The sequence below is a fragment of the Bengtsoniella intestinalis genome (genome assembly GCF_039719005.1).
Taxonomy (GTDB): domain Bacteria; phylum Bacillota; class Clostridia; order Oscillospirales; family Oscillospiraceae; genus Oscillibacter; species Oscillibacter intestinalis.
Map to the genome: position 1 here is coordinate 3,071,715 of NZ_CP133584.1, position 21,030 is coordinate 3,092,744.

The 21,030-nt window shown below is 39.1% G+C and carries 24 protein-coding genes and 1 pseudogene; 12 read left to right on the plus strand and 13 right to left on the minus strand.

Going from position 1 to position 21,030, the window contains the following annotated elements:
* Positions 1-101: 101 nt before the first annotated feature.
* The 3 genes from RFF05_RS14680 to RFF05_RS14690 all read left to right on the plus strand — a co-directional run bounded on the left by RFF05_RS14680 (position 102) and on the right by RFF05_RS14690 (position 1,352).
* Positions 102-542: a hypothetical protein gene (locus RFF05_RS14680; protein WP_409967786.1), complete on the plus strand. Its 441-nt coding sequence runs from the start codon at positions 102-104 to the stop codon at positions 540-542.
* A 127-nt stretch (positions 543-669) separates the two neighbouring features.
* The gene (locus tag RFF05_RS14685; protein WP_409967787.1) at positions 670-957 is read left to right on the plus strand and encodes a hypothetical protein; all 288 of its coding nucleotides are present in this window, start codon (positions 670-672) and stop codon (positions 955-957) included.
* Between the two features lie 53 nt (positions 958-1,010).
* Positions 1,011-1,352 carry a plasmid mobilization protein gene (locus RFF05_RS14690; RefSeq protein WP_409967788.1) on the plus strand — a complete coding sequence of 114 codons (342 nt, stop codon included), beginning with the start codon at positions 1,011-1,013 and terminating at the stop codon, positions 1,350-1,352.
* 7 nt (positions 1,353-1,359) lie between these two features.
* On the opposite strand, the gene RFF05_RS14695 is transcribed toward RFF05_RS14690, so the two are convergent.
* Positions 1,360-1,662 (minus strand): helix-turn-helix domain-containing protein, encoded by a 303-nt coding sequence (locus RFF05_RS14695; RefSeq protein WP_409967789.1) that lies wholly within the window; start codon positions 1,660-1,662, stop codon positions 1,360-1,362.
* Between the two features lie 131 nt (positions 1,663-1,793).
* Here RFF05_RS14695 and RFF05_RS14700 point away from each other — a divergent pair, with 131 nt between their 5' ends.
* From RFF05_RS14700 to RFF05_RS14710, 3 genes are all read left to right on the plus strand, one after another.
* Positions 1,794-2,249: a hypothetical protein gene (locus tag RFF05_RS14700; RefSeq protein WP_409967790.1), complete on the plus strand. Its 456-nt coding sequence runs from the start codon at positions 1,794-1,796 to the stop codon at positions 2,247-2,249.
* 54 nt (positions 2,250-2,303) lie between these two features.
* Positions 2,304-3,710, plus strand: coding sequence for a relaxase/mobilization nuclease domain-containing protein (locus tag RFF05_RS14705; protein WP_409967791.1), 1,407 nt, complete (start codon positions 2,304-2,306; stop codon positions 3,708-3,710).
* 220 nt (positions 3,711-3,930) lie between these two features.
* The gene (locus RFF05_RS14710; protein ID WP_409967792.1) at positions 3,931-4,119 is read left to right on the plus strand and encodes a hypothetical protein; all 189 of its coding nucleotides are present in this window, start codon (positions 3,931-3,933) and stop codon (positions 4,117-4,119) included.
* 51 nt (positions 4,120-4,170) lie between these two features.
* On the opposite strand, the gene RFF05_RS14715 is transcribed toward RFF05_RS14710, so the two are convergent.
* The 4 genes from RFF05_RS14715 to RFF05_RS14730 all read right to left on the minus strand — a co-directional run bounded on the left by RFF05_RS14715 (position 4,171) and on the right by RFF05_RS14730 (position 6,991).
* Positions 4,171-4,359, minus strand: coding sequence for a hypothetical protein (locus RFF05_RS14715; protein ID WP_409967793.1), 189 nt, complete (start codon positions 4,357-4,359; stop codon positions 4,171-4,173).
* A 108-nt stretch (positions 4,360-4,467) separates the two neighbouring features.
* A complete protein-coding gene (gene istB / locus RFF05_RS14720; protein WP_409967179.1) occupies positions 4,468-5,220 on the minus strand; it encodes an IS21-like element helper ATPase IstB in 753 nt (250 codons plus the stop codon).
* The gene (gene istA, locus RFF05_RS14725) at positions 5,217-6,614 is read right to left on the minus strand and encodes an IS21 family transposase (protein WP_409967180.1); all 1,398 of its coding nucleotides are present in this window, start codon (positions 6,612-6,614) and stop codon (positions 5,217-5,219) included. Before istA ends, istB begins: the two co-directional genes overlap by 4 nt.
* A gap of 113 nt (positions 6,615-6,727) precedes the next feature.
* Positions 6,728-6,991: a hypothetical protein gene (locus RFF05_RS14730; protein ID WP_409967794.1), complete on the minus strand. Its 264-nt coding sequence runs from the start codon at positions 6,989-6,991 to the stop codon at positions 6,728-6,730.
* 101 nt (positions 6,992-7,092) lie between these two features.
* On the opposite strand from RFF05_RS14730, the gene RFF05_RS14735 reads away from it, so the two are divergent.
* Positions 7,093-7,281: a hypothetical protein gene (locus RFF05_RS14735; RefSeq protein ID WP_409967795.1), complete on the plus strand. Its 189-nt coding sequence runs from the start codon at positions 7,093-7,095 to the stop codon at positions 7,279-7,281.
* Positions 7,282-7,621: 340 nt separating this feature from the next.
* On the opposite strand, the gene RFF05_RS14740 is transcribed toward RFF05_RS14735, so the two are convergent.
* Positions 7,622-8,983: an IS1182 family transposase gene (locus RFF05_RS14740; protein WP_409967796.1), complete on the minus strand. Its 1,362-nt coding sequence runs from the start codon at positions 8,981-8,983 to the stop codon at positions 7,622-7,624.
* A 3-nt stretch (positions 8,984-8,986) separates the two neighbouring features.
* Here RFF05_RS14740 and RFF05_RS14745 point away from each other — a divergent pair, with 3 nt between their 5' ends.
* Together RFF05_RS14745 and RFF05_RS14750 are read left to right on the plus strand one after the other, a co-directional pair.
* Positions 8,987-9,313 (plus strand): transposase, encoded by a 327-nt coding sequence (locus RFF05_RS14745; protein WP_409967432.1) that lies wholly within the window; start codon positions 8,987-8,989, stop codon positions 9,311-9,313.
* A complete protein-coding gene (locus tag RFF05_RS14750; RefSeq protein WP_409967433.1) occupies positions 9,264-10,163 on the plus strand; it encodes an IS3 family transposase in 900 nt (299 codons plus the stop codon). The genes RFF05_RS14745 and RFF05_RS14750 overlap by 50 nt, the downstream gene beginning before the upstream one ends.
* Before the next feature lie 210 nt (positions 10,164-10,373).
* On the opposite strand, the pseudogene RFF05_RS14755 reads toward RFF05_RS14750, so the two are convergent.
* Positions 10,374-10,532: pseudogene (locus RFF05_RS14755) on the minus strand (IS5/IS1182 family transposase); the annotation flags it as partial.
* Between the two features lie 111 nt (positions 10,533-10,643).
* On the minus strand, positions 10,644-10,787 hold the full coding sequence (locus RFF05_RS14760) for a hypothetical protein (protein WP_317854735.1): 144 nt from the start codon (positions 10,785-10,787) through the stop codon (positions 10,644-10,646).
* A gap of 1,479 nt (positions 10,788-12,266) precedes the next feature.
* On the opposite strand from RFF05_RS14760, the gene RFF05_RS14765 reads away from it, so the two are divergent.
* Positions 12,267-14,285: an MATE family efflux transporter gene (locus RFF05_RS14765; protein ID WP_317854736.1), complete on the plus strand. Its 2,019-nt coding sequence runs from the start codon at positions 12,267-12,269 to the stop codon at positions 14,283-14,285.
* A gap of 76 nt (positions 14,286-14,361) precedes the next feature.
* Here the strand turns inward: RFF05_RS14765 and RFF05_RS14770 are convergent, their stop codons facing one another.
* From RFF05_RS14770 to RFF05_RS14780, 3 genes are all read right to left on the minus strand, one after another.
* Positions 14,362-15,825 (minus strand): IS1182 family transposase, encoded by a 1,464-nt coding sequence (locus RFF05_RS14770; RefSeq protein WP_409967797.1) that lies wholly within the window; start codon positions 15,823-15,825, stop codon positions 14,362-14,364.
* A 93-nt stretch (positions 15,826-15,918) separates the two neighbouring features.
* The gene (locus RFF05_RS14775; RefSeq protein ID WP_409967798.1) at positions 15,919-16,656 is read right to left on the minus strand and encodes a geobacillin-26 family protein; all 738 of its coding nucleotides are present in this window, start codon (positions 16,654-16,656) and stop codon (positions 15,919-15,921) included.
* A gap of 330 nt (positions 16,657-16,986) precedes the next feature.
* A complete protein-coding gene (locus tag RFF05_RS14780) occupies positions 16,987-17,340 on the minus strand; it encodes a helix-turn-helix domain-containing protein (RefSeq protein WP_409967799.1) in 354 nt (117 codons plus the stop codon).
* Positions 17,341-17,475: 135 nt separating this feature from the next.
* On the opposite strand from RFF05_RS14780, the gene RFF05_RS14785 reads away from it, so the two are divergent.
* Positions 17,476-18,195 (plus strand): LytR/AlgR family response regulator transcription factor, encoded by a 720-nt coding sequence (locus tag RFF05_RS14785; RefSeq protein ID WP_409967800.1) that lies wholly within the window; start codon positions 17,476-17,478, stop codon positions 18,193-18,195.
* A gap of 573 nt (positions 18,196-18,768) precedes the next feature.
* On the opposite strand, the gene RFF05_RS14790 is transcribed toward RFF05_RS14785, so the two are convergent.
* The gene (locus RFF05_RS14790; RefSeq protein WP_409967433.1) at positions 18,769-19,668 is read right to left on the minus strand and encodes an IS3 family transposase; all 900 of its coding nucleotides are present in this window, start codon (positions 19,666-19,668) and stop codon (positions 18,769-18,771) included.
* A complete protein-coding gene (locus tag RFF05_RS14795) occupies positions 19,619-19,945 on the minus strand; it encodes a transposase (RefSeq protein WP_409967432.1) in 327 nt (108 codons plus the stop codon). Before RFF05_RS14795 ends, RFF05_RS14790 begins: the two co-directional genes overlap by 50 nt.
* A gap of 90 nt (positions 19,946-20,035) precedes the next feature.
* Between RFF05_RS14795 and RFF05_RS14800 the strand changes: the two genes are divergently transcribed.
* Complete coding sequence (locus RFF05_RS14800; protein ID WP_409967801.1) at positions 20,036-21,019, plus strand: GHKL domain-containing protein; 984 nt, start codon at positions 20,036-20,038, stop codon at positions 21,017-21,019.
* The last annotated feature ends 11 nt before the right edge of the window (positions 21,020-21,030 follow it).

Genomic DNA, 21,030 nt, shown 5'->3' on the forward strand with positions numbered 1-21,030 from the left:
ATATTGTATCACGTTCACGATAATTTTTCGAGTGCTGGTTTGGTTTCTAGGGTCCATTATAGAACCCTGAAGATAGAATTGATTTAGGGGAATATCGTGGTTTGCCAATGCAACTATACATTGATGGCGGTAAATTTCACGTTGCCCTTAGAGGAAGTGCCACCCATACCACCGAACTAGAAAACAGCGTGACAGGTAATATCAGCCGTATTGCAAACCTAGTAGATGCTATGCCGAAAAAGGTTGCTAACCTTGAAGAACGCTTGCATACGTTGAAAGATGAACTGGAATCAGCCAAAACGGAAAGTACAAGACCATTCCCCAAAGAGGATGAATACAAAGAAAAATCGAAACGATTGGCACAGCTTAATATTGAGTTGGATAAAAGCAGTACCACCAACGAGGAAAAGGAAACTACCACTGTTGAAGAACCACCTAGACCATCGGTACTGAAAAAACTAACACAGCCAATGACTAGCGAAAAAGCAATCCCATTCCGTTCGGAACAGCCGACACATGATAAGACAGCCGAAATCCGTTAAGACTGCAAATGGGGATAGTTACTGGTGTGGCTATCCCCATTTTTTCTAACGCAACAAACTCTTGACTTTAATGCTTTAATGTGGTAAATTCTAATTGTAAACAGTGAATATTTAGGAGGTCATTCTCATGCGAATTATACTTAAAATACTGCTCTTTCCCATTGCCCTTATCTTAGGGATTGCAAGTAGTTTCCTTAGATTTATAACCCTAGTTGGTGGTGGATTGGTTAGTGTCCTCTCGTATCTATTAGCAGGGTTTGCAACAATCATTTTCTTTATGGGATTTATCCCGTGGCAACAGCTACTAACAGCGTATATCATCTGCTTTATCTTTAGTCCATTTGGACTGATGGCAGTCGCTAACTTCTTTCTGGATGGCATAGATAGCCTTGCAGCAAGGATGAAAACAATATAATATTAACTACGAAAAGGTTGCCGAAAGGTAGCCTTTTTCTTTTGGAGGAAATCATGGCAAAAAGACAAAGAAATCAAGCCATCTTCTTTCGAGTAACCGAAGAAGAAAGGCAAATTATTGAACAAAAAATGGAACTGATCGGCACACAAGACTTAGGGGTATATCTTCGCAGAATGGCGATTTACGGGTATATGATAGAGATAGATATGGAACCTTTAAATAGGCTTTCCGTGGAGCTGTCACGCACTGGTAACAACATCAATCAGCTTGCCAAACGTGCCAACGAAACAGGCAGTATCTATGGCGAGGATATAGAAAAAATAGCCCTTGATGTGAAAGACATCAAAAGCTATTTAAGACAATTTATGAAAGCGATTATTAACGATTTTGATTAAGGCAAACTTACATATTTTTAAGCACATTCAGAAAACTTTCTTTTTGCTCATCACTGAGTTTGCTCCAATGTTTCAATAGTTCCACATCAGCATCTTTGAGCGAAACTAAATCATCGTTGGTGGCGAAAAACTGAGAAAGCGTAATACCAAAGGCATCACATAGTTTTTCAATGGTTGCAACGGTTGGGACGTTATTTCGTTGGAATATATTTTTAATTGTGGATTGAGATAAGTTGGCATTTTTAGCAAGTCTATATTCAGTCCACTGTCGTTCTGCCATCAGAGATTTGATTTTTTGTAGTACATCCATTGGAACATTCCTCCTTAATACTATTTTACTATTCATTTGGGTATCAAAATAGTATTGTCTAGTATTGAAGATATATCCCAAATGGACTATAATTTAATACTGAGGACAAACGTAATGATAAGGAGCGTGTCATGGAACAACACAAAATCTGCTCATTCTTTGGGCATCGTCATGTGCTTGAAAATATTGAATCCCAACTGTTAGAACACATCAAGTATGCAGTGGAGGTTTTGCAAGTAACTGATTTCTATATCGGAGGATATGGCTCATTCGATGAGCAAGCAAAAAGAGCCATCATACAGATGAAAAAACAGTACCCCAACATAAAAATGTATCTTACCCTTGCCTATATGCCGACGAAGAATACTTTCATTGATGAACAGTATGATGGCAGCATCTTTTTTGAGGGGTTAGAAACAGGAGTAAAACGCTTTGCCATCAGCAAGCGAAATCGCCTTATGGTACAAAATAGCGATGTGATTATTTGCTATATTACACGAGATTATGGCGGTGCTTACACTGCTACTAAGTATGCTAAAAATCAAGAAAAACTCGTGCTAAACTGCACACAAAACACAATGTTTTAATATTGCGATTGCAGTATCAATTATGAAATTTCAAGAAGTTAGGAGGTGCAATCTATGGCAACCACACGCATTATTCCCATGCACAAGAACAAGGGGAAAACGGTGGCAAAATGTTTGAAAGAAAGAACCGATTATGCGAAGAACCCCGATAAAACTTCGGGTGGCGAATTGGTATCTAGCTTTATGTGCAATCCTGATTTTGCAGATGAACAATTCTTGTTATCCAAGAAAATATATCTTGAGCAAACAGGACGAACACAAAAAAATGATGTCATCGCCTATCAGGTGCGACAATCTTTTAAACCAGGGGAAATCACACCAGAGCTTGCTAATGAATTAGGCTATGCATTGGCTGAAAAAATCACAAAAGGCAACCATGCTTTTATCGTAGCAACCCATATTGATAAGGCTCATATTCACAACCATATTATATGGAACTCTACCCATCTTAATTGCAAAAAGAAGTTTAGAAACTTTTGGAACTCTACCAAAGCGATTGCAAAAATCAATGACCTGCTTTGTTTATCAAATGGCTTATCCATCGTAGAAAACAAAGCCAATAAATCTGCTCACTATGGCAAGTGGTTAGGTGAAGATAAACCACTGACTTTATCCGATATGTTAAAACAAACCATTGATGCTGTCTTACTAGAAAAGCCTGCCAGTTTTGAAGGATTTTTGCAAAAGATGAAGCAACAAGGCTATGAAGTAAAGACGGGAAAACACCTTGCCTTTAAGGGCAAACAGCAAAAGAAATTTATCCGTTTGCGTTCGCTTGGCAAAGGCTACTCCGAAGAAGAATTGCGTGGTGTAATCGGTGGAAAAGTTACTCATGTTCCACAAAAAAAGAAAGCTCCACGGGTGGAACAAAAGGTTAGCTTAGTGATAGATTTACAATCTGCTTTGGTAGCAAAGAAAGGTGGTGGATATGAACGCTGGGCGAAGAATTTTAATATCAAGCAACTCGCAAAAACAATGAACTATCTAACGGAAAACAACTTGCTTAGTTATACCGATTTAAAAGCAAAAGCTGACGGTGTGACCGGTGCCTTTTCTTCTAGTTCAACTCGCATTAAAGATGCTGAAAAACGCATGGCAGAAATTGCACTTTTGCAAAAATATATTACGCAGTTTGCAAAAACAAAAGCGACCTATGACCGCTACAAACAATCGGGATACTCTCCAAAATTTAAAGAGGATAATATCACAGAAATTTTGCTACACCAAGCCGCTAAAAATCACTTTAAGTCTTTGAGTTTAACCAAGCTACCAAAGATGGCTGACTTAAAATCAGAGTATGCTGCACTGCTCTCTCAGAAGAAAAAAGCGTACAAAGAATGTAGCGATTTGAAACAAGAAATGCAAGAGGTTTTAAACGCAAAACGGAACGTAGAAGTGTTACTTGATATGGATAATCTTGCCCCTGAAACAGAAAAGAAAAAAGACCAACAGTCTTTATAAATGAACTGAGCAAAGCGAGGTGATATTGCTGTCATAGACAGCATTTTTACTATTACATATTATGTGGAAATAGTAAAAAACACAGTGGCAAAAAGTTTGCTACTGTGTCAAAGGGGATTGGGGTTTTCCCCAACAAGCTGTACTCGATGGATATCAGAGTGCATTGCTTGCCAAGATGGTTTGTTATTGACTATTCAATGTTCCACATTACACAATCCTAATGGGGACAGGCGATCCGAGCCTAAAAGAAATTGCCAAATTATATGGCTTGACGGAGGCTGAACGGGAGTTGTTATTGGCACGAAAACGTGGTCATGCCCTGTTTATGGTAGGTGCAAAGCGACTTCATATCAGCTTTGAAATCCCCGAATACAAAATGGAGTATATGGGTAAGGCAGGAGGTCGATAAAAAAGCAAGACTGCATATCTTTAATTTGATATGCAGTCTTTTTTTCGCTTATCACATAGGTTTATCTGTTTTTAATTCATCACACATTCGTATAATATCTTCGTTTTCTCCATCATAGAAGAAATAGCCATATTTCGTGAAAATTCCATTATCATTTTTTTGTACTACTTTTCCTATAGACTTGAAATCTATATACTTTTCTTTTTCTTCCTCAGGAATAAATCCACTATTAAAATCCAAGGAACTTTTAGCTAATTCAACTAAAGTGTATAAACGTCAACCAAAAAGTGAGCCGCTCGCTCATGAAAAAGTGAGCCACTTGCGCTCATGAAAAAGTGAGCCACTCGCTCACGAATATTCAGCCATTGCCAGGGTCTGCTTCAAACGAAAAGAATCACCATTCATATCAAGCACATGGGACTGGAAGGTCAGCCTGTCAATGAGAGCCGCCACCATGGTGGTGTTTTCAAATAGCTCTGGCCATCTGGAGAACGGCAGATTCGTTGTCACAATGGTACTGCGTTTCTCGCTACGGTCAGAGATGACTTTAAACAGCAGTTCAGATTGGTGGCGGTTAAAGCTGAGGTAACTCAGCTCGTCCAAGATGAGCAAATCAGCACGGGCTAGATTGCGCTCCAACTTGCCCAAAGAGTAGTTGTCTCGGGCCTCACACAGCTCCGTAGAGAGTGTTGCGGCGTTCTTAAACAGAACGCTGTGGCCCGCGTAGCAGGCCTTCAGCCCCAGTGCAATGGACAAGTGGGTCTTGCCTCGGCCGGGATTGCCAATCATCACCACGTTTTGCCGTCTGTTCACAAAATCACAGGAGGCTAGTTCCTGCAAAAATATTGGCGAAACCGCTTCGTTGAGTTGGGTCATATCAAACTCGTCCAATGTTTTCAAATACGGAAAATTTGCCGCTTTAAGCCGCTTTTTCATTTGATTTTCTTGCCTAGAAGCCAATTCGGCCTGCATCAATTCCAATAGTAAATCAGCAAAAGTGGCACTGGAATCCACCTGTCTGAGCACTTGCTGGTAGTCAGCAAACATAGGCAGACGCAGCTGCTTTGCGTATAATTTCACCTGTTCCTCCGTCACATTCATACTCTCACACCTCCAAAAAGAACGTCATAGCCTGCCAAATTCACGTTTTGGACAACCACAGTGTCTGCAATTTTAGGGGGCGGTGGCGTGACCACGGAGACGCCTTGCATCACGGTGTCAAACCCCTCATCAAGACAGCGATATAGCAATTCCACAATCTGTTTTGGCTTCAAATTTTGCTTCTGCAACCACGCTAAAAACACTGGTGGAACGGTGTCACGCACTGGCTTTGCTTGGAAGATAGCACGGCCTTTTCGTTCCAAAAGCGGCAAGTAATGCTGTAAATCATACACGTTTTGCTTGTGCCCAAGGCAGCGTGGATGGGTGGCAATCAGCTTGTTTTGGCTGTAGATTTCCACCTGTTCAGGCAGTGCTTTTACCGTCACTTCTTTGCCACAATAGGTCACAGGCACGGAATAGTTATTGGTGTCGAAGCGCACGGTACTAAATCGGTCTACTCGCCCGTGGGCACGTTTGGCAGGGTCAAAACGGTAGATGGGCAAGGGATTGAGTGCAGCTTTTTCCACTTCGAATTCTTCCCTAACAGTGCCGTTTTTGCCACGAATGGTGTGTTTTAGGTACTGTTCACAACGCTTTTGTAGCAAATCGTTCAGCTCGTCCATGCTGTCCACTTTGGGTAGTGGCACGCAGAAATTGCGTCGTGAGAAGCCTACCAAACCCTCTACTAGCCCTTTTTCATTGCCAGAGGCAGGATTGCAGAATACAGTCTCAAAACCGTAGTGCGCTGCCAACATAGCATAGCTGTCCTGCGTTTTGGCGTGGGCGCCAAATCCGTCTTTTACGGCAATTTTGGCGTTGTCAAAGATGACACGCCGTGGCGCGCCGCCGAAGTAGTCAAAGGTGCGCACCTGTGCCTCTAAAAAGCTCTCGCTGTTTTGTCTGCGGTAGGCCACCACAAATGGGGCGTCGCTGTAGCAAAGGCGTGCGCAGAAAATATTGACTTTCGTTTTCACATCAGCCAACCGAATGGTTGCCTCACCCCAGTCCACTTGCACTGCATCCCCAGGGTCAAAGGCCAGTGGCACGAAGGCCTCAGGCGTACTGCCACGCAGTTCTTGGACATAGCGTCGCACGGTGGATTCGCCACCTGTAAAACTCTGCTCTTCCACTAGACGGTCGTAGATCCGCTTGGCGGTGTGAGATTGCTTCTTGAGACGATTTTCCTCATCCTCATCCAAGCATTGCTGGATGAAGTTCTTTACGCCCTCCGTGAGCACGCTGGTTGGGCGCTGATACTCCTTGCGCACCCACGGCACGGCTTCACCCTCCCAGTACTTTTTCACCGTATTGCGAGAGATGCCCAGTTGGACTGCAATGCTCCGCTGGCTACGCCCCTGCTGGCGTAATTGTCGCACTTCTTTGTAAATGTTCACTGTGATTACCACCTTTATTTTCCCCCGTTCCTAGCTTACTGCTAGTATACAGGGTTATTTCAAGTGGCTCAAATTTTCATGAGCGAAAGGGGGCTAGGTGGCTCACTTTTATATTAGCATTTATATAAAGTGGTAACATCTTCATCAACCTTAAAAGAATAAGACTCAGAACAAAAACAATTTATCAATTTGTGCAAATCTTCTACTGTTTTTGGTTCAAAAATTTTGATAACAGCATCTAAAACAGATAAATCAAAGCGAATAAATTTAAACACATTTTCGTCATCATTATTAGTACCTTTTTCCGGACGCTCCATAAGTATTCTGCCGATTTCTTGATAAAATTGTTGCTTTCGTGTTTGTGGTGTTAAATTCATAATTACACACTCCTTTTTATTTTTACTATATCAGAAAAGAAGGAGTTTTCTTATGTGATGTAATAATTAGCAGCTTATATGTAATAATTCTAATAATCTTCGTGAGTACAGACGGTCCCAACCTAAAAGAAACCGCCAAACTGTATGACTTGACGGCGGCGGAACAGGAATTGTTATTGGCGAGAAAAAGAGGCCATGCGCTGTTTATGGTAGGTGCAAAAAGACTTCATATTAGCTTTGAGATACCGGAATATAAGATGGAGTATATGGGTAAAGCAGGAGGAAGATAAATTTAATTTGAGAATTTCGTCCTTGAATTTACTGATTCCATACTTTTTGATAGTGCGATGTTTAATAGTATGATATGATTTAAAGACTACCAGTGAGACGGCAACGAAGTGTTTCCCAAATAATTATTTATAAATAAAGGGTGGTGATGGAGAGTGGATAAACTATTAGTCATTATATTTATGTTTTTAAGCATTATTTGCGCTATAAACTCAAATAAAATTGGTGAGCTGGCAAAAAGTAATGAGGTTTTTAAGTATATAATTTTAATTGTGATGGTGATTTTAGTAATATTTATAGTTTTTACTTTATTTAACATCTTTAAAACATAAAAAAGCCCCCCTAGGGGGGCTTCAGACTGTCAAAGAACCCTATTCCGCACCTTGGAATAGGGTTCTTTCGTATAAATAATACATAGTCTATAAGCAAAATGTACCGTTTACTGCCCCATGTTGCCAGTTTTTTTAAGTTCATTGCAGCGAATTTAAGCTTCACCCATTTTGAAACTTGAGCCAAGCCTTTATGATATGTATATCGCATTGCATGCTTCTCCTTTGCGTCTGCAAAAACCCGTTCGATGGTTTGGCTTCTCAACGCATAGGTGTCTTTTCCTAATGGAGAATGCCGTACATCCTCTGCTTTTTCTAAATATTCCCACCAGATGTGTTTGGTAACTACCTTTCTGTGGTCTTTGCTTTCGGTACACCTCGAAAGATTTTCGCATTTTTCGCAAATATAACTGTAACTTTTAAATTCTCTATAGCCATCTCGATTGGTGGTTGTGTATGGTAAAACGTGATATTGAGGACAAATGATACAGTTGTAATATTCATCAAAAACATACTCATGCCAAGGTGAATTCCCTTTTTTCGTCATTGGTCTTTTGTAAGGCAAAGAAGGTATTCTTCCATCATCAAATATTTGCTTGCAAATCCAAGGGGTTTTGTATCCTGCATCAGCTGTAACTACTTTTATTTCTGGATATTTTTCTATTACTTGACGATAAACATCATCAAATACAACGCTATCATGGACGTTTCCAGGGGTTACAACGGCTTCTAACACAAAGTTATTTTTATCGCAAACGGTATGTGCACCGTATGCAAAGCATTTTTTATGCTCGCCCTTATGGAACAAACCGCTATCTGGATCTGTTGTAGAAGTGGTGATTGTTTTTGTTTTTGGAGGGTCATTTTTATCCTCAAAAGGCTTTTTTCCATTATCCTCTCTGTCTTTATTGATTTCTTCAAATAGCTCTTTTTCATATCGTTTGGCTGCAATAGGAATTTCTTTTTTGATGTTTTTCTTTAAATTTGCATTTGCCTTGATATGCGTTGCATCAATGAAAACAACTTCTGGACGTAAATATCCTTTCCTTTCAACTTCACCTAAAATCCAATTGAAAATTTTTTCAATTACTTGCTCTTGAAATCTATGATTGAAGTTGTAGCTAATGGTGGCAAAATGCGGAATGCTATCATTGAGGGTATAGCCCAAAAACCAACGATAAGCGATATTCATTTCAATTTCTTTTACAGTTTGGCGCAAAGAGCGAATTCCATACAAATGTTGGATGAACACCATTTTAAATAGAACAACAGGGTCAACACTAGGTCTATAATGGACCCTAGAAACCAAACCAGCACTCGAAAAATTATCGTGAACGTGATACAATATCAAAAACGATAAACGAGAGGAGAACATATCATGCCACGAAGCAGTTACAGCGCCGAATATAAGGCCAAGATCGTCCTAGAAGTCCTCCAGGGTGAGAAGGAATTAAACGTTATCGCTGCCGAGCAGGGGGTTAATCCCAACATGATTCGCAACTGGAAGAAGGAATTTATATCCAATGCCAGTCAGGTTTTCGATGAGAAAAAGCAGGTCAAAGAAGCACATCGGAAGGAGGTTGCCCTGAAAAAAGAGAAGGAGCAGATGCTCCGCACCATCGGCCAATTGACACTGGAGCGAGACTTTATTCAGGGTGCCTTTCGGGACTGCGGCATCCCCGTCCCCAAGTTCCCTCAGGACTGACGCAGACCTGTCCATCCGCCGTCAATGTGAGCTGCTGGGTCTGCCCCGAGGGCAGGTCTACTACCAGCCTGTGGAGGTCGACCAGGAGGCCAAGCGCTGGCGGGAGCACATCATGGCACGCATCGACTACTGGCACACCCAAATGCCCTACATCGGCTCTCGAAAGCTGGTGACCAAGCTGGCCACCGACCAGATTTTTGTGGGTCGCAAGCTGGTTAGGCGACTGATGTGCGAGATGGGAATTCATGCTCTCTATCCCAAGGCAAATCTCTCAAAACGCAACTTTAAAGAGTCTATCGTACCATATTTGCTGAGAAATAAGGTTGTCTCGTTCCCGAATCAAGTGTGGTCAATCGACATCACTTACATCAAAATGCACCACGGGCACATGTATTTGACGGCGATTATCGACTGGTATAGCCGTCTGATTGTGGGCTGGAGTCTGTCCGATACGCTGGACACAGATAACGTCATCGCCGCTGTCCAGCGCGCAATTTCTAGCCACGGCACCCCCGCTTTTCTCAATTCTGACCAAGGATGTCAGTTCACAAGCTCCCAATATAAGGGGTTTTTGAAGGCAAATCACATTGTCCAAAGCATGGATGGTAAGTCCCGTTGGGCGGATAATATCATGATTGAGCGGTGGTTCCGTAGCCTGAAAACCGAGGAAATTTACCTCAACGAGTATCAAAATCCTAGGGTATTGCGCCGTGGAATTGGAAATTATATCAAGCAGTACAACACCTTCAGACCCCATCAAGCACTGGGAAATCAGACTCCAGAGGCCGTGTATGGGGCAGCCTTCACAACGCCAACCAACCACCTTGACAGTCTGGCACAGGCTGGTTGAGGACTGGTGGCGACGGGAGGTCGTGGGTTGTAGGCGGAGGCCGTTCCCCTCGCCTTTCCCATTGTACCAGCCTGACCCAGTCGGTCAAGGCAACCCTTCGGGCGGCTACCCTGGAGGTAACCACAACCAGGCTTGGCTCAGGAAGCAAAATAGGTTGTTGTGTTCACGATAAATTTTGAGGAAGTGGTCTTGACAGGGGGACCATTATAGTCTGCCGTTGTTTGAGCAATACAAATCTTCCACAAACGAATAAATTTCATTAAAATCTACTGCTTTATCTATTTTTCTTAATAAATGATTTTCTGGAACGAGCATATCTATGTTTATGATTTCTACGGATGTTCTTTTAATTTCTTCTTTGCTCAACATTTGTCATCACCTCAACTTCATTATATCAAAAAAAGCCAGCTTATGCTGACTTTTTTGACAGTCTGACAGCCTTTCCGTAGAAAGACTGCCTTTGAATATAATTTTTATAATTTATGATTTTTCATCATCTTCACCACTGGATAAGTTGGCAGTGATAATATCAGAGATTAGGCCAGTAAAATCTGCCGCTGCTTTATCAGTGAGTACAGGTTTTCCGGTTCGTTCTTCAATTTCTTTGCGTGCATTTCCTGCCACTGTGCCACCATCTTTTACAACTCTTTTATTTTCTGCAAAGGTAGTTGGATTTTCGTATCAACATATATGATATCCCACATAATCTCGCTCCAATCTTAAACCCAGCGAATAAAATATGTATATTTAATTTCATGTGAATTTACAATGCTATAATGAAATAAGTCAATTGTATAAATATTAGATACCAGTTCAGAGGATTTGATAGCCTTGACTAGGCAATAAGGAAATTTCAAACGGAGAAATTAAAATGGAACACAAAGATTTTAAACTTGAGGGTTAGAAAAAAGATTTATTATATCGCATAGAATTTGAAAAATCAATGAAAAATACGATTGATTTATCGAAGGTTACTCAGGTGAAATACGCTTATTTTAAAGTTGCAACATTAAAACCTTCTATATAATAGACCTGTACCAAGCAACAGTACACATAAGACTTTACAAATATCACCCACATGACTGAAATCTGTTGTAACAATAAGCACCTCTATTATCATGAGCAAATACAAAAGAATATCAAACACTAATTTCAGAATTCTCATAATATCTCATCTCCTCAAAACAAATTGATTTGCAACAACGAAACAGACAAATTTATCATTCTGCGCATCGAATACAAACGACTACTCTTAATCTATCACTCGTATATGACCAAATTAATGCGACAACTTATAAGAAATTCCTTACACCAAAAATGCACTGAATTTTACCGGCTGCTCCCTTACTCAGGGGCTTTTTTATTTGCCATTCTTATTCTTGTCATCCTTAAATGAATCAATGTATTCCTTTAAGCTGACTTGATCGGTTATGATGTCATCTTGTAGTTGATTGTCTATATATTCTCGTATTTTTCCTTGTTTTTTCTTATTGATTCTTAAAACAAAAGGATACAGTAAAATATAGTTTGCAATTCCCCGTCAAAAGATAGCAAAGCCATCAGGACTCCTTTATAATGAATGGTGTTACGACAATCAAAAAGGAGAGAACCCTGATATACCACAAGTCTAACCCAATTGCTACTGCAAAGCATAATAGCGTACCGAAAGCCTTGTTATGCTGAGCTTTCAGTAGGGGTTGTACAGTAACCTCAAATCGGAGTAGGTATTTATACCGAAAGAAAATGTTCAGAAACCGTCTTGCTTAGCAGGGCGGTTTTTCTTATATCTAAATAGCAAACGTCAACTCTCCCCCGTCTTGCAGCGCTCCACGTAGTGTGCGAAACTATCATATAATACATGATAGTGCCATGGATGTAAAAGTCAACAATCTACTTGACCATTGACAGCGAATTAGTTTACCATTTCAATGATTAAATTTTGTGCTAAAAGCGTATAAAAACAAAATAATATTGAAAAAGTTGTGCTAAATATACTATTACATCAATGCGACGAAAAGTATATAATACATATATATTGAGTGATAATATTGTATGTGATCACTATAGCATAAACGTTAGCATTTTTTAATTAAGGAGGATTTTATGTCATCACACACTTCAAATCATTATTTGGTTACTGAAAAAGTAAGCAAGCTTATGATTAAATTTGCAGTTCCATGTACACTTTCGTTGCTTGTTGCATCGCTTTACAGCATTGTAGACCAATTTTTTATCGGTAATGGTATTGGCTATATAGCTAATGGCGCCACGAATGTTGTTTTTCCACTTACCATGATAATCTTTTCTGTTGCGTTAATGTTCGGTGACGGAGCAGCTGCTTTTTTAAGTATTTGCTCAGGTAAAAACGACACAGAAAATTCCCATAAAGGTGTCGGTAATGCTATTTTACTTTCTCTTGTAGTTTCAATAATGCTAACTGTGTTATTCGTTTTATTTAGAGATCAATTATTTGGAATGTTTGGACTAACAGAAGCTAACGAGGCTTATGCACAAGAATATTTTCAATATTTGATTATTGGTTTTCCGTTTTATGCTATTGGTACGGTGTTATCCTCTATTATTAGAGCAGACGGGAGTCCTCAAACTTCGATGAATACTATGCTGATTGGTTGTTTATTCAACGTAGTTTTAGATCCGCTTTTCATTTTTGTTTTCCACTGGGGCATGATGGGTGCAGCTCTTGCAACAGTCATTGGTCAAATTGCCACAGCACTTCTTGCGTTAAATTATCTTAGAAAAACAAAATCATTCAAACTTCAAAAAAGTAGTTTCAAATTAAGTGCTAAAATTTTAAAGAAAACATTGCCACTTGGCATAACAAGTTTTCTAACACAGTTTGCTGTTGTCATTATTGTTGTTTCACTAAATAATGTAATGGTTACATACGGTGCTTTGTCAAAATACGGTGCAGATATTCCACTTACTGTTATAGGCATAGTTATGAAAGTTTTCCAAATTGTAATTTCCATTGTAGTTGGTATTGCAGTTGGATGTCAACCTATTATCGGCTTTAACTATGGCGCAGGTGCATTTGACCGTGTAAGAGAACTTTACAAAAAAATGATTGTAGTCGAACTTATTGTCGGTGTAATTGCAATGATTATTTTTGAAGCTTTCCCAGTACAAGTTATATCAATTTTTGGTAGCGAAAGCGAGCTATACAACGAGTTCGCAGTTATAGTTTTTAGAATTTATTTATCAACAATTATTTTGTGCTGTATCCAAAAATCATCTAGTATTTTCTTACAATCGCTTGGAAAACCTGTGCTATCTCTAGGAATGTCATTGCTTCGTGATTTTATGTTACTTGTACCACTGATACTTATTCTGCCAGCAATATACGGTTTAACAGGCACACTTTATTCAGCACCTATCGCCGACGTAATATCTTTGATTGCCGTTATTTTTGCTATGAAAAAAGTTTTAGGCGAGTTAAAAAATGCTACAACACAGCCACTGGAAAGTCAAGCTTCTATTTCAGTGAATAAAATGTACACTAAGGGAAATAGAACCATCACAATATGCAGACAATTCGGTAGTGGTGGACGTGAAGTCGGAAAAAGACTTGCAGATGCGTTGAATATCGCTTATTACGATAAAGAATTACTTAGTGAAATCGCTGAAAGAAGTGGATTTAGTAAAAATTTCGTAAATGAATTTGACGAAGCTATTGTTAAAAATCATCATTTTACTTATGGTAGAGCATTTACTGCTTATAATGAGTCACCAGTAACAGAACTGCTTCATGTGCAATCAGAAATTTTACAGCAAATTGCGCAGCGTGAAAGTGCAGTTATTATTGGCAGGTGTTCAGATTATATTTTAAGAGATAAAGAGCCATTTAAAGTGTTTGTCTATTCTTCAGATATAAACGCGCGCATTAAGCGTTGTTATGAAAAAGTGCCAGAAGATGTAGGTGTTAAATCTGAACAAGAAATGAAAAACGATATCGAAAGCATCGACAAAAAACGTGCAAAACATTATGAATATTACACCGACCAAAAATGGATAGAAATGAGCAATTATAATCTTTGTGTAGATACTTCTAAAATTGGTGTAAAAGGTGCCGTTGACGTTATTCTAGAGGCACTAAACCATTAAATTGCATATTTCCTGTAGTTTTTGCAGACAAATGGTAGAGTATGAGGCTGTTAAGCGCAGGGTCGTTGGTTCGAGTCTAATAGGGCGAGCCGATAAAAAAAGACAACCATCTTGGTTGTCTCAGACTGTCAAAGAACCCTATTCCGCACCTTGGAATAGGGTTCTTTCGTATAAATAATACATAGTCTATAAGCAAAATGTACCGTTTACTGCCCCATGTTGCCAGTTTTTTTAAGTTCATTGCAGCGAATTTAAGCTTCACCCATTTTGAAACTTGAGCCAAGCCTTTATGATATGTATATCGCATTGCATGCTTCTCCTTTGCGTCTGCAAAAACCCGTTCGATGGTTTGGCTTCTCAACGCATAGGTGTCTTTTCCTAATGGAGAATGCCGTACATCCTCTGCTTTTTCTAAATATTCCCACCAGATGTGTTTGGTAACTACCTTTCTGTGGTCTTTGCTTTCGGTACACCTCGAAAGATTTTCGCATTTTTCGCAAATATAACTGTAACTTTTAAATTCTCTATAGCCATCTCGATTGGTGGTTGTGTATGGTAAAACGTGATATTGAGGACAAATGATACAGTTGTAATATTCATCAAAAACATACTCATGCCAAGGTGAATTCCCTTTTTTCGTCATTGGTCTTTTGTAAGGCAAAGAAGGTATTCTTCCATCATCAAATATTTGCTTGCAAATCCAAGGGGTTTTGTATCCTGCATCAGCTGTAACTACTTTTATTTCTGGATATTTTTCTATTACTTGACGATAAACATCATCAAATACAACGCTATCATGGACGTTTCCAGGGGTTACAACGGCTTCTAACACAAAGTTATTTTTATCGCAAACGGTATGTGCACCGTATGCAAAGCATTTTTTATGCTCGCCCTTATGGAACAAACCGCTATCTGGATCTGTTGTAGAAGTGGTGATTGTTTTTGTTTTTGGAGGGTCATTTTTATCCTCAAAAGGCTTTTTTCCATTATCCTCTCTGTCTTTATTGATTTCTTCAAATAGCTCTTTTTCATATCGTTTGGCTGCAATAGGAATTTCTTTTTTGATGTTTTTCTTTAAATTTGCATTTGCCTTGATATGCGTTGCATCAATGAAAACAACTTCTGGACGTAAATATCCTTTCCTTTCAACTTCACCTAAAATCCAATTGAAAATTTTTTCAATTACTTGCTCTTGAAATCTATGATTGAAGTTGTAGCTAATGGTGGCAAAATGCGGAATGCTATCATTGAGGGTATAGCCCAAAAACCAACGATAAGCGATATTCATTTCAATTTCTTTTACAGTTTGGCGCAAAGAGCGAATTCCATACAAATGTTGGATGAACACCATTTTAAATAGAACAACAGGGTCAACACTAGGTCTGCCGTTGTTTGAGCAATACAAATCTTCCACAAACGAATAAATTTCATTAAAATCTACTGCTTTATCTATTTTTCTTAATAAATGATTTTCTGGAACGAGCATATCTATGTTTATGATTTCTACGGATGTTCTTTTAATTTCTTCTTTGCTCAACATTTGTCATCACCTCAACTTCATTATATCAAAAAAAGCCAGCTTATGCTGACTTTTTTGACAGTCTGAAGCCCCCCTAGGGGGGCTTTTTTATGTTTAGAAGAAAATATCAGATTGGTTTTTTACATCAGTGTAGCGTGCCAGTGCAGTTGACTGATATTCAGCTATTTGAGTTGTTGTTACTTGAGCAGCAGTTCCAAATCCAGCCGCAGCAAAGTATCCAGCCGCAGCGATACCCCAGCCAGCAGGTCCAGCACCAATAGCAAATCCAGTGGAGACACCTGCTAAAAATGCTGTGACGCCAACCTGTGTTTTCAGCGTAGACTCTTTCGATGCGATACCATCTACAGCAACACGAAATTCATCTAAATTATCTTCGTTTATAGTTGTTTGTTTTGTCTTGAAGTAGTAACCACCCTCGTTGTCCTCATCGGCATATTTTGCTCTTACTAATTTCCACTCTTTGGGATTGTCGTTGGTGTATTCATAGGCATAAACACTATCAGTGTACTGAGAAGCGACAACGGCATAAGTAGAGGCAGTGTCGCCTGTTTGGCTGTCGTAGATTGTTTGCTCATCAATATCCACAAAAGCACTTACCTCTAAGTCGCCATCGATTGAAAATCTTTCGGACAACATTGTATTATCTGCTTTATTGTAAGTGAAAACATAGCGATAATTATCATCTATTGCCTGTGCAATACGGAAATCGCTGTTATCTTCTAGGATAGTTACGCCTGGGATGGTGTTTGTAGTTAGCTCACTCGCAAAAGCTGTAGCCGTGAGGGAGAAAATCATAGCTAAGGAAAGAATGATAGATAATAACTTTTTCATAGTAAATCCTCCTTGTTTTTTGTAGTTGGTTATTGATTAGGAATACTCGATAAATACCACATTGGAAACACCTCCTTGTCTAAAATATCCACTTAAATAACGTACACCCAATATACCACATAATAATGAAAGATTAGTCACGAAAGTACAAAATGCTAGAATTCAAGTATAAAATTTCCACAAAATAATTCTGTCCTTATTTTATGGGATTCTGTCCTTTCGATAATCTTATTAAAAGGCTACATCATACTATTATTTTAAGCTAGTGGATTGCATAAAAAAGAAAAACCAACCGAAACATTAAAGTAACGATTGGTTTTTCACTCGTTTTTAGTTTTCAAAGAAATTTTTTCTTGACCTCAGAGATTGTTTAGTCGCATTTACAACATCTGAGATAACACGGATTTCAAACTCGGTGCAGTCCACTAGCTTTTCTGTTATTTGATTTAGAAAAGTTTCTTTAGCGCCTGCCATACTATCACATAGAATATCATTCGGGGTACATCCAAGAGCCGCAGATACCTTTAATATTGCTTCTATGCTCGCTTTGGCTGACCCTGTTTCAATATGACTGATATGCGTTACGGAATAGTCTGTTATTTCTGCTAATTTTTCCTGTGCGATTTTCTTTGACTTTCGGATTTTGCGAATACGCTTACCGATTGCTTGGTAATTAACTTCCATAATTATGCTCCTTTACTTTATATATGTATTGTAAAGGCAAATTGCTATTATAGTTCAAATGCACAAAATAATATTCGATTTCTTTGTAAAGTATGGTATAATATTTATATCATAAAATATACGGAGGAAAATATTATGTTGAAAATAGCATATTGTGATGATATGAAAAAAGACCGAGATAGCATAATGATTTCTCTTGGTCAGATAGAAGATAAATGGGGTGAAGAATTTGAGATAACCTCATTTTCAAGTGGAGAAAGTTTATGTGATAGCATAGCAAAAAACCACTATGATATTATTTTGTTGGATATACTGATGAATGGAATCAATGGAATTGAAACAGCTACTCGTATCAGAGCGATGGGAGAGGAATCTTTAATCATCTTTATATCAAGCTATGACGAAAGAGTAAAAGAATTATTCAAACTTGGTACGATTGGATTTTTAGATAAACCACTTCAAACAGGGCAACTGGAAGAAGCTCTCTTGCACGCATCTTCTATCTTGAAAAAGGATGAGTCTGTCTATTTTACATTTAATAAAAATGGATCAACACAGCATATTTCTATTAAAGATATTATATATTTTGAGAATTATAAGAATGAGGTCATTCTTCACACCTTAAAAGAGGATATGCGTTTTTACGATAGTATGAAATCTGTTTGGGAAAAGTTGCAATCTAGTGATAGATTTATAATGCCCCATAGAGCTTTTATTTTCAATTTGGGTTATGTATCTATATGGATAGACAAGGTTACTTTGAAAACGACAGGAGTAACGTATAACATCGGAAATAAATATAGTGGCGATACTCAAATTAGACACATGAAATTTTTGGAAAAGAGGTGTAGATAGTTGTTAATTCCATCAGAGCTTCAAATCATTTTATACTCAGCTATCAACATACTATCACTATATACATTGTATAGTGCTTTAAATATTTTTTGCAAGAAAAAATCATTTCAAAAGGTAGCTACCAGTTATGTTTTAGTGATAGTTGCGTTTTTAATTGGAGCTTTTACATATAATTGGGGCGACATACATTACTCTAATCTTATTCTACTGGCTTTAGTAGCCTTACTTATTTCGTATCATTTCCTACTTTCTATTAAAGATAAATTGATATTTGTTTGTACATGGTTTGCATTTAGAATGGTAGTAGAATTATTTCTGGGGGTAATTTTACAACTTATCCTTAAGATAGATTTTCATGAGCTGATATAATGGTCCCCCTGTCAAGACCACTTCCTCAAAATTTATCGTGAACACAACAACCTATTTTGCTTCCTGAGCCAAGCCTGGTTGTGGTTACCTCCAGGGTAGCCGCCCGAAGGGTTGCCTTGACCGACTGGGTCAGGCTGGTACAATGGGAAAGGCGAGGGGAACGGCCTCCGCCTACAACCCACGACCTCCCGTCGCCACCAGTCCTCAACCAGCCTGTGCCAGACTGTCAAGGTGGTTGGTTGGCGTTGTGAAGGCTGCCCCATACACGGCCTCTGGAGTCTGATTTCCCAGTGCTTGATGGGGTCTGAAGGTGTTGTACTGCTTGATATAATTTCCAATTCCACGGCGCAATACCCTAGGATTTTGATACTCGTTGAGGTAAATTTCCTCGGTTTTCAGGCTACGGAACCACCGCTCAATCATGATATTATCCGCCCAACGGGACTTACCATCCATGCTTTGGACAATGTGATTTGCCTTCAAAAACCCCTTATATTGGGAGCTTGTGAACTGACATCCTTGGTCAGAATTGAGAAAAGCGGGGGTGCCGTGGCTAGAAATTGCGCGCTGGACAGCGGCGATGACGTTATCTGTGTCCAGCGTATCGGACAGACTCCAGCCCACAATCAGACGGCTATACCAGTCGATAATCGCCGTCAAATACATGTGCCCGTGGTGCATTTTGATGTAAGTGATGTCGATTGACCACACTTGATTCGGGAACGAGACAACCTTATTTCTCAGCAAATATGGTACGATAGACTCTTTAAAGTTGCGTTTTGAGAGATTTGCCTTGGGATAGAGAGCATGAATTCCCATCTCGCACATCAGTCGCCTAACCAGCTTGCGACCCACAAAAATCTGGTCGGTGGCCAGCTTGGTCACCAGCTTTCGAGAGCCGATGTAGGGCATTTGGGTGTGCCAGTAGTCGATGCGTGCCATGATGTGCTCCCGCCAGCGCTTGGCCTCCTGGTCGACCTCCACAGGCTGGTAGTAGACCTGCCCTCGGGGCAGACCCAGCAGCTCACATTGACGGCGGATGGACAGGTCTGCGTCAGTCCTGAGGGAACTTGGGGACGGGGATGCCGCAGTCCCGAAAGGCACCCTGAATAAAGTCTCGCTCCAGTGTCAATTGGCCGATGGTGCGGAGCATCTGCTCCTTCTCTTTTTTCAGGGCAACCTCCTTCCGATGTGCTTCTTTGACCTGCTTTTTCTCATCGAAAACCTGACTGGCATTGGATATAAATTCCTTCTTCCAGTTGCGAATCATGTTGGGATTAACCCCCTGCTCGGCAGCGATAACGTTTAATTCCTTCTCACCCTGGAGGACTTCTAGGACGATCTTGGCCTTATATTCGGCGCTGTAACTGCTTCGTGGCATGATATGTTCTCCTCTCGTTTATCGTTTTTGATATTGTATCACGTTCACGATAATTTTTCGAGTGCTGGTTTGGTTTCTAGGGTCCATTATATGATGTCAAACGATTTATATAATATCATTGGATCTATAATCTGTCAGTTTATCATGCTAATCTTTATAAAAATTATTCAACTTATTTTATCACGCAAAGAAAACTCTCACAGCATAGTTTCGGAAGCATCATTACAAATATGTATTATTCCACTTTGCAGTATCATCATATTGGTTTCCTATACTCAGATTTCATTCCAAGATAGTTTGAACGAATATATTACAATCTTGTCTTTATCGCTTATTGTACTGATGAATGTGTTTTTCTTTTATCTGTTTGATAAATTAAAATCGGCTGAAAAGCTAAAGTATGAAAATCAACTTTTAAGAAATCAAACAGAATATTTTTATCTGCTCGAACAAAATATAAATGACACGTTTGAAAATGTCAGAACTCTCAAGCATGATATGAAACACCATCTATTATACTTGAAATCTAAAACTGAAGGTAGTACAGAACAGTCATTAAGCGAAGTCAAAGAAAGTTTAAATTCTCTAATGGAGGAAACTTCAACAAATGATATTGTAGGTTATACGCAGAATAAAAAGCTAAATAGGCTACTCAATTATAAGCTTGGTTTAATCAATCAAAGCGATATACCCATAGATATAAAAGTTAATATACTTGAAGATGCAAATATTGATGAAAGTAGTTTATATGTTATTCTTGGAAATGCGATTGACAATGCGATAACCAACTTTGATAGTAGCAACTCCCAAAATGAAAGCATAAATATTAGAATTATGGATGATAATGGGAATCTTTACATTAGGATTGCTAATCCTTACGCCAAGAAGCTACAATTTAAGAATGGACTTCCTGTTACAGACAAGTCCAATAAAACACTTCATGGACTAGGTTTAAAGAGTATTAAAGAAATTGTTGAAAGTAAAAGTGGAGTTTTTAAAATCCTAACAATCAATCAAGAATTTGTTTTAGAAATACTACTATATGATGAAATGACGTATAAAAATAATCTCTAAATTTTTTAGGG

What these genes read in the sequence shown, in the direction of transcription:
- RFF05_RS14685 (WP_409967787.1), top strand. Translation starts at nt 670, where the DNA reads ATGCGAATTATACTTAAAATACTGCTCTTTCCCATTGCCCTTATCTTA.
- RFF05_RS14690 (WP_409967788.1), top strand. Translation starts at nt 1,011, where the DNA reads ATGGCAAAAAGACAAAGAAATCAAGCCATCTTCTTTCGAGTAACCGAA.
- RFF05_RS14695 (WP_409967789.1), bottom strand. Translation starts at nt 1,662, where the DNA reads ATGGATGTACTACAAAAAATCAAATCTCTGATGGCAGAACGACAGTGG.
- RFF05_RS14700 (WP_409967790.1), top strand. Translation starts at nt 1,794, where the DNA reads ATGGAACAACACAAAATCTGCTCATTCTTTGGGCATCGTCATGTGCTT.
- RFF05_RS14705 (WP_409967791.1), top strand. Translation starts at nt 2,304, where the DNA reads ATGGCAACCACACGCATTATTCCCATGCACAAGAACAAGGGGAAAACG.
- RFF05_RS14710 (WP_409967792.1), top strand. Translation starts at nt 3,931, where the DNA reads ATGGGGACAGGCGATCCGAGCCTAAAAGAAATTGCCAAATTATATGGC.
- istB (WP_409967179.1), bottom strand. Translation starts at nt 5,220, where the DNA reads ATGAATGTGACGGAGGAACAGGTGAAATTATACGCAAAGCAGCTGCGT.
- RFF05_RS14730 (WP_409967794.1), bottom strand. Translation starts at nt 6,991, where the DNA reads ATGAATTTAACACCACAAACACGAAAGCAACAATTTTATCAAGAAATC.
- RFF05_RS14740 (WP_409967796.1), bottom strand. Translation starts at nt 8,983, where the DNA reads ATGTTCTCCTCTCGTTTATCGTTTTTGATATTGTATCACGTTCACGAT.
- RFF05_RS14745 (WP_409967432.1), top strand. Translation starts at nt 8,987, where the DNA reads ATGCCACGAAGCAGTTACAGCGCCGAATATAAGGCCAAGATCGTCCTA.
- RFF05_RS14765 (WP_317854736.1), top strand. Translation starts at nt 12,267, where the DNA reads ATGTCATCACACACTTCAAATCATTATTTGGTTACTGAAAAAGTAAGC.
- RFF05_RS14770 (WP_409967797.1), bottom strand. Translation starts at nt 15,825, where the DNA reads ATGTTGAGCAAAGAAGAAATTAAAAGAACATCCGTAGAAATCATAAAC.
- RFF05_RS14775 (WP_409967798.1), bottom strand. Translation starts at nt 16,656, where the DNA reads ATGAAAAAGTTATTATCTATCATTCTTTCCTTAGCTATGATTTTCTCC.
- RFF05_RS14780 (WP_409967799.1), bottom strand. Translation starts at nt 17,340, where the DNA reads ATGGAAGTTAATTACCAAGCAATCGGTAAGCGTATTCGCAAAATCCGA.
- RFF05_RS14785 (WP_409967800.1), top strand. Translation starts at nt 17,476, where the DNA reads ATGTTGAAAATAGCATATTGTGATGATATGAAAAAAGACCGAGATAGC.
- RFF05_RS14795 (WP_409967432.1), bottom strand. Translation starts at nt 19,945, where the DNA reads ATGCCACGAAGCAGTTACAGCGCCGAATATAAGGCCAAGATCGTCCTA.
- RFF05_RS14800 (WP_409967801.1), top strand. Translation starts at nt 20,036, where the DNA reads ATGATGTCAAACGATTTATATAATATCATTGGATCTATAATCTGTCAG.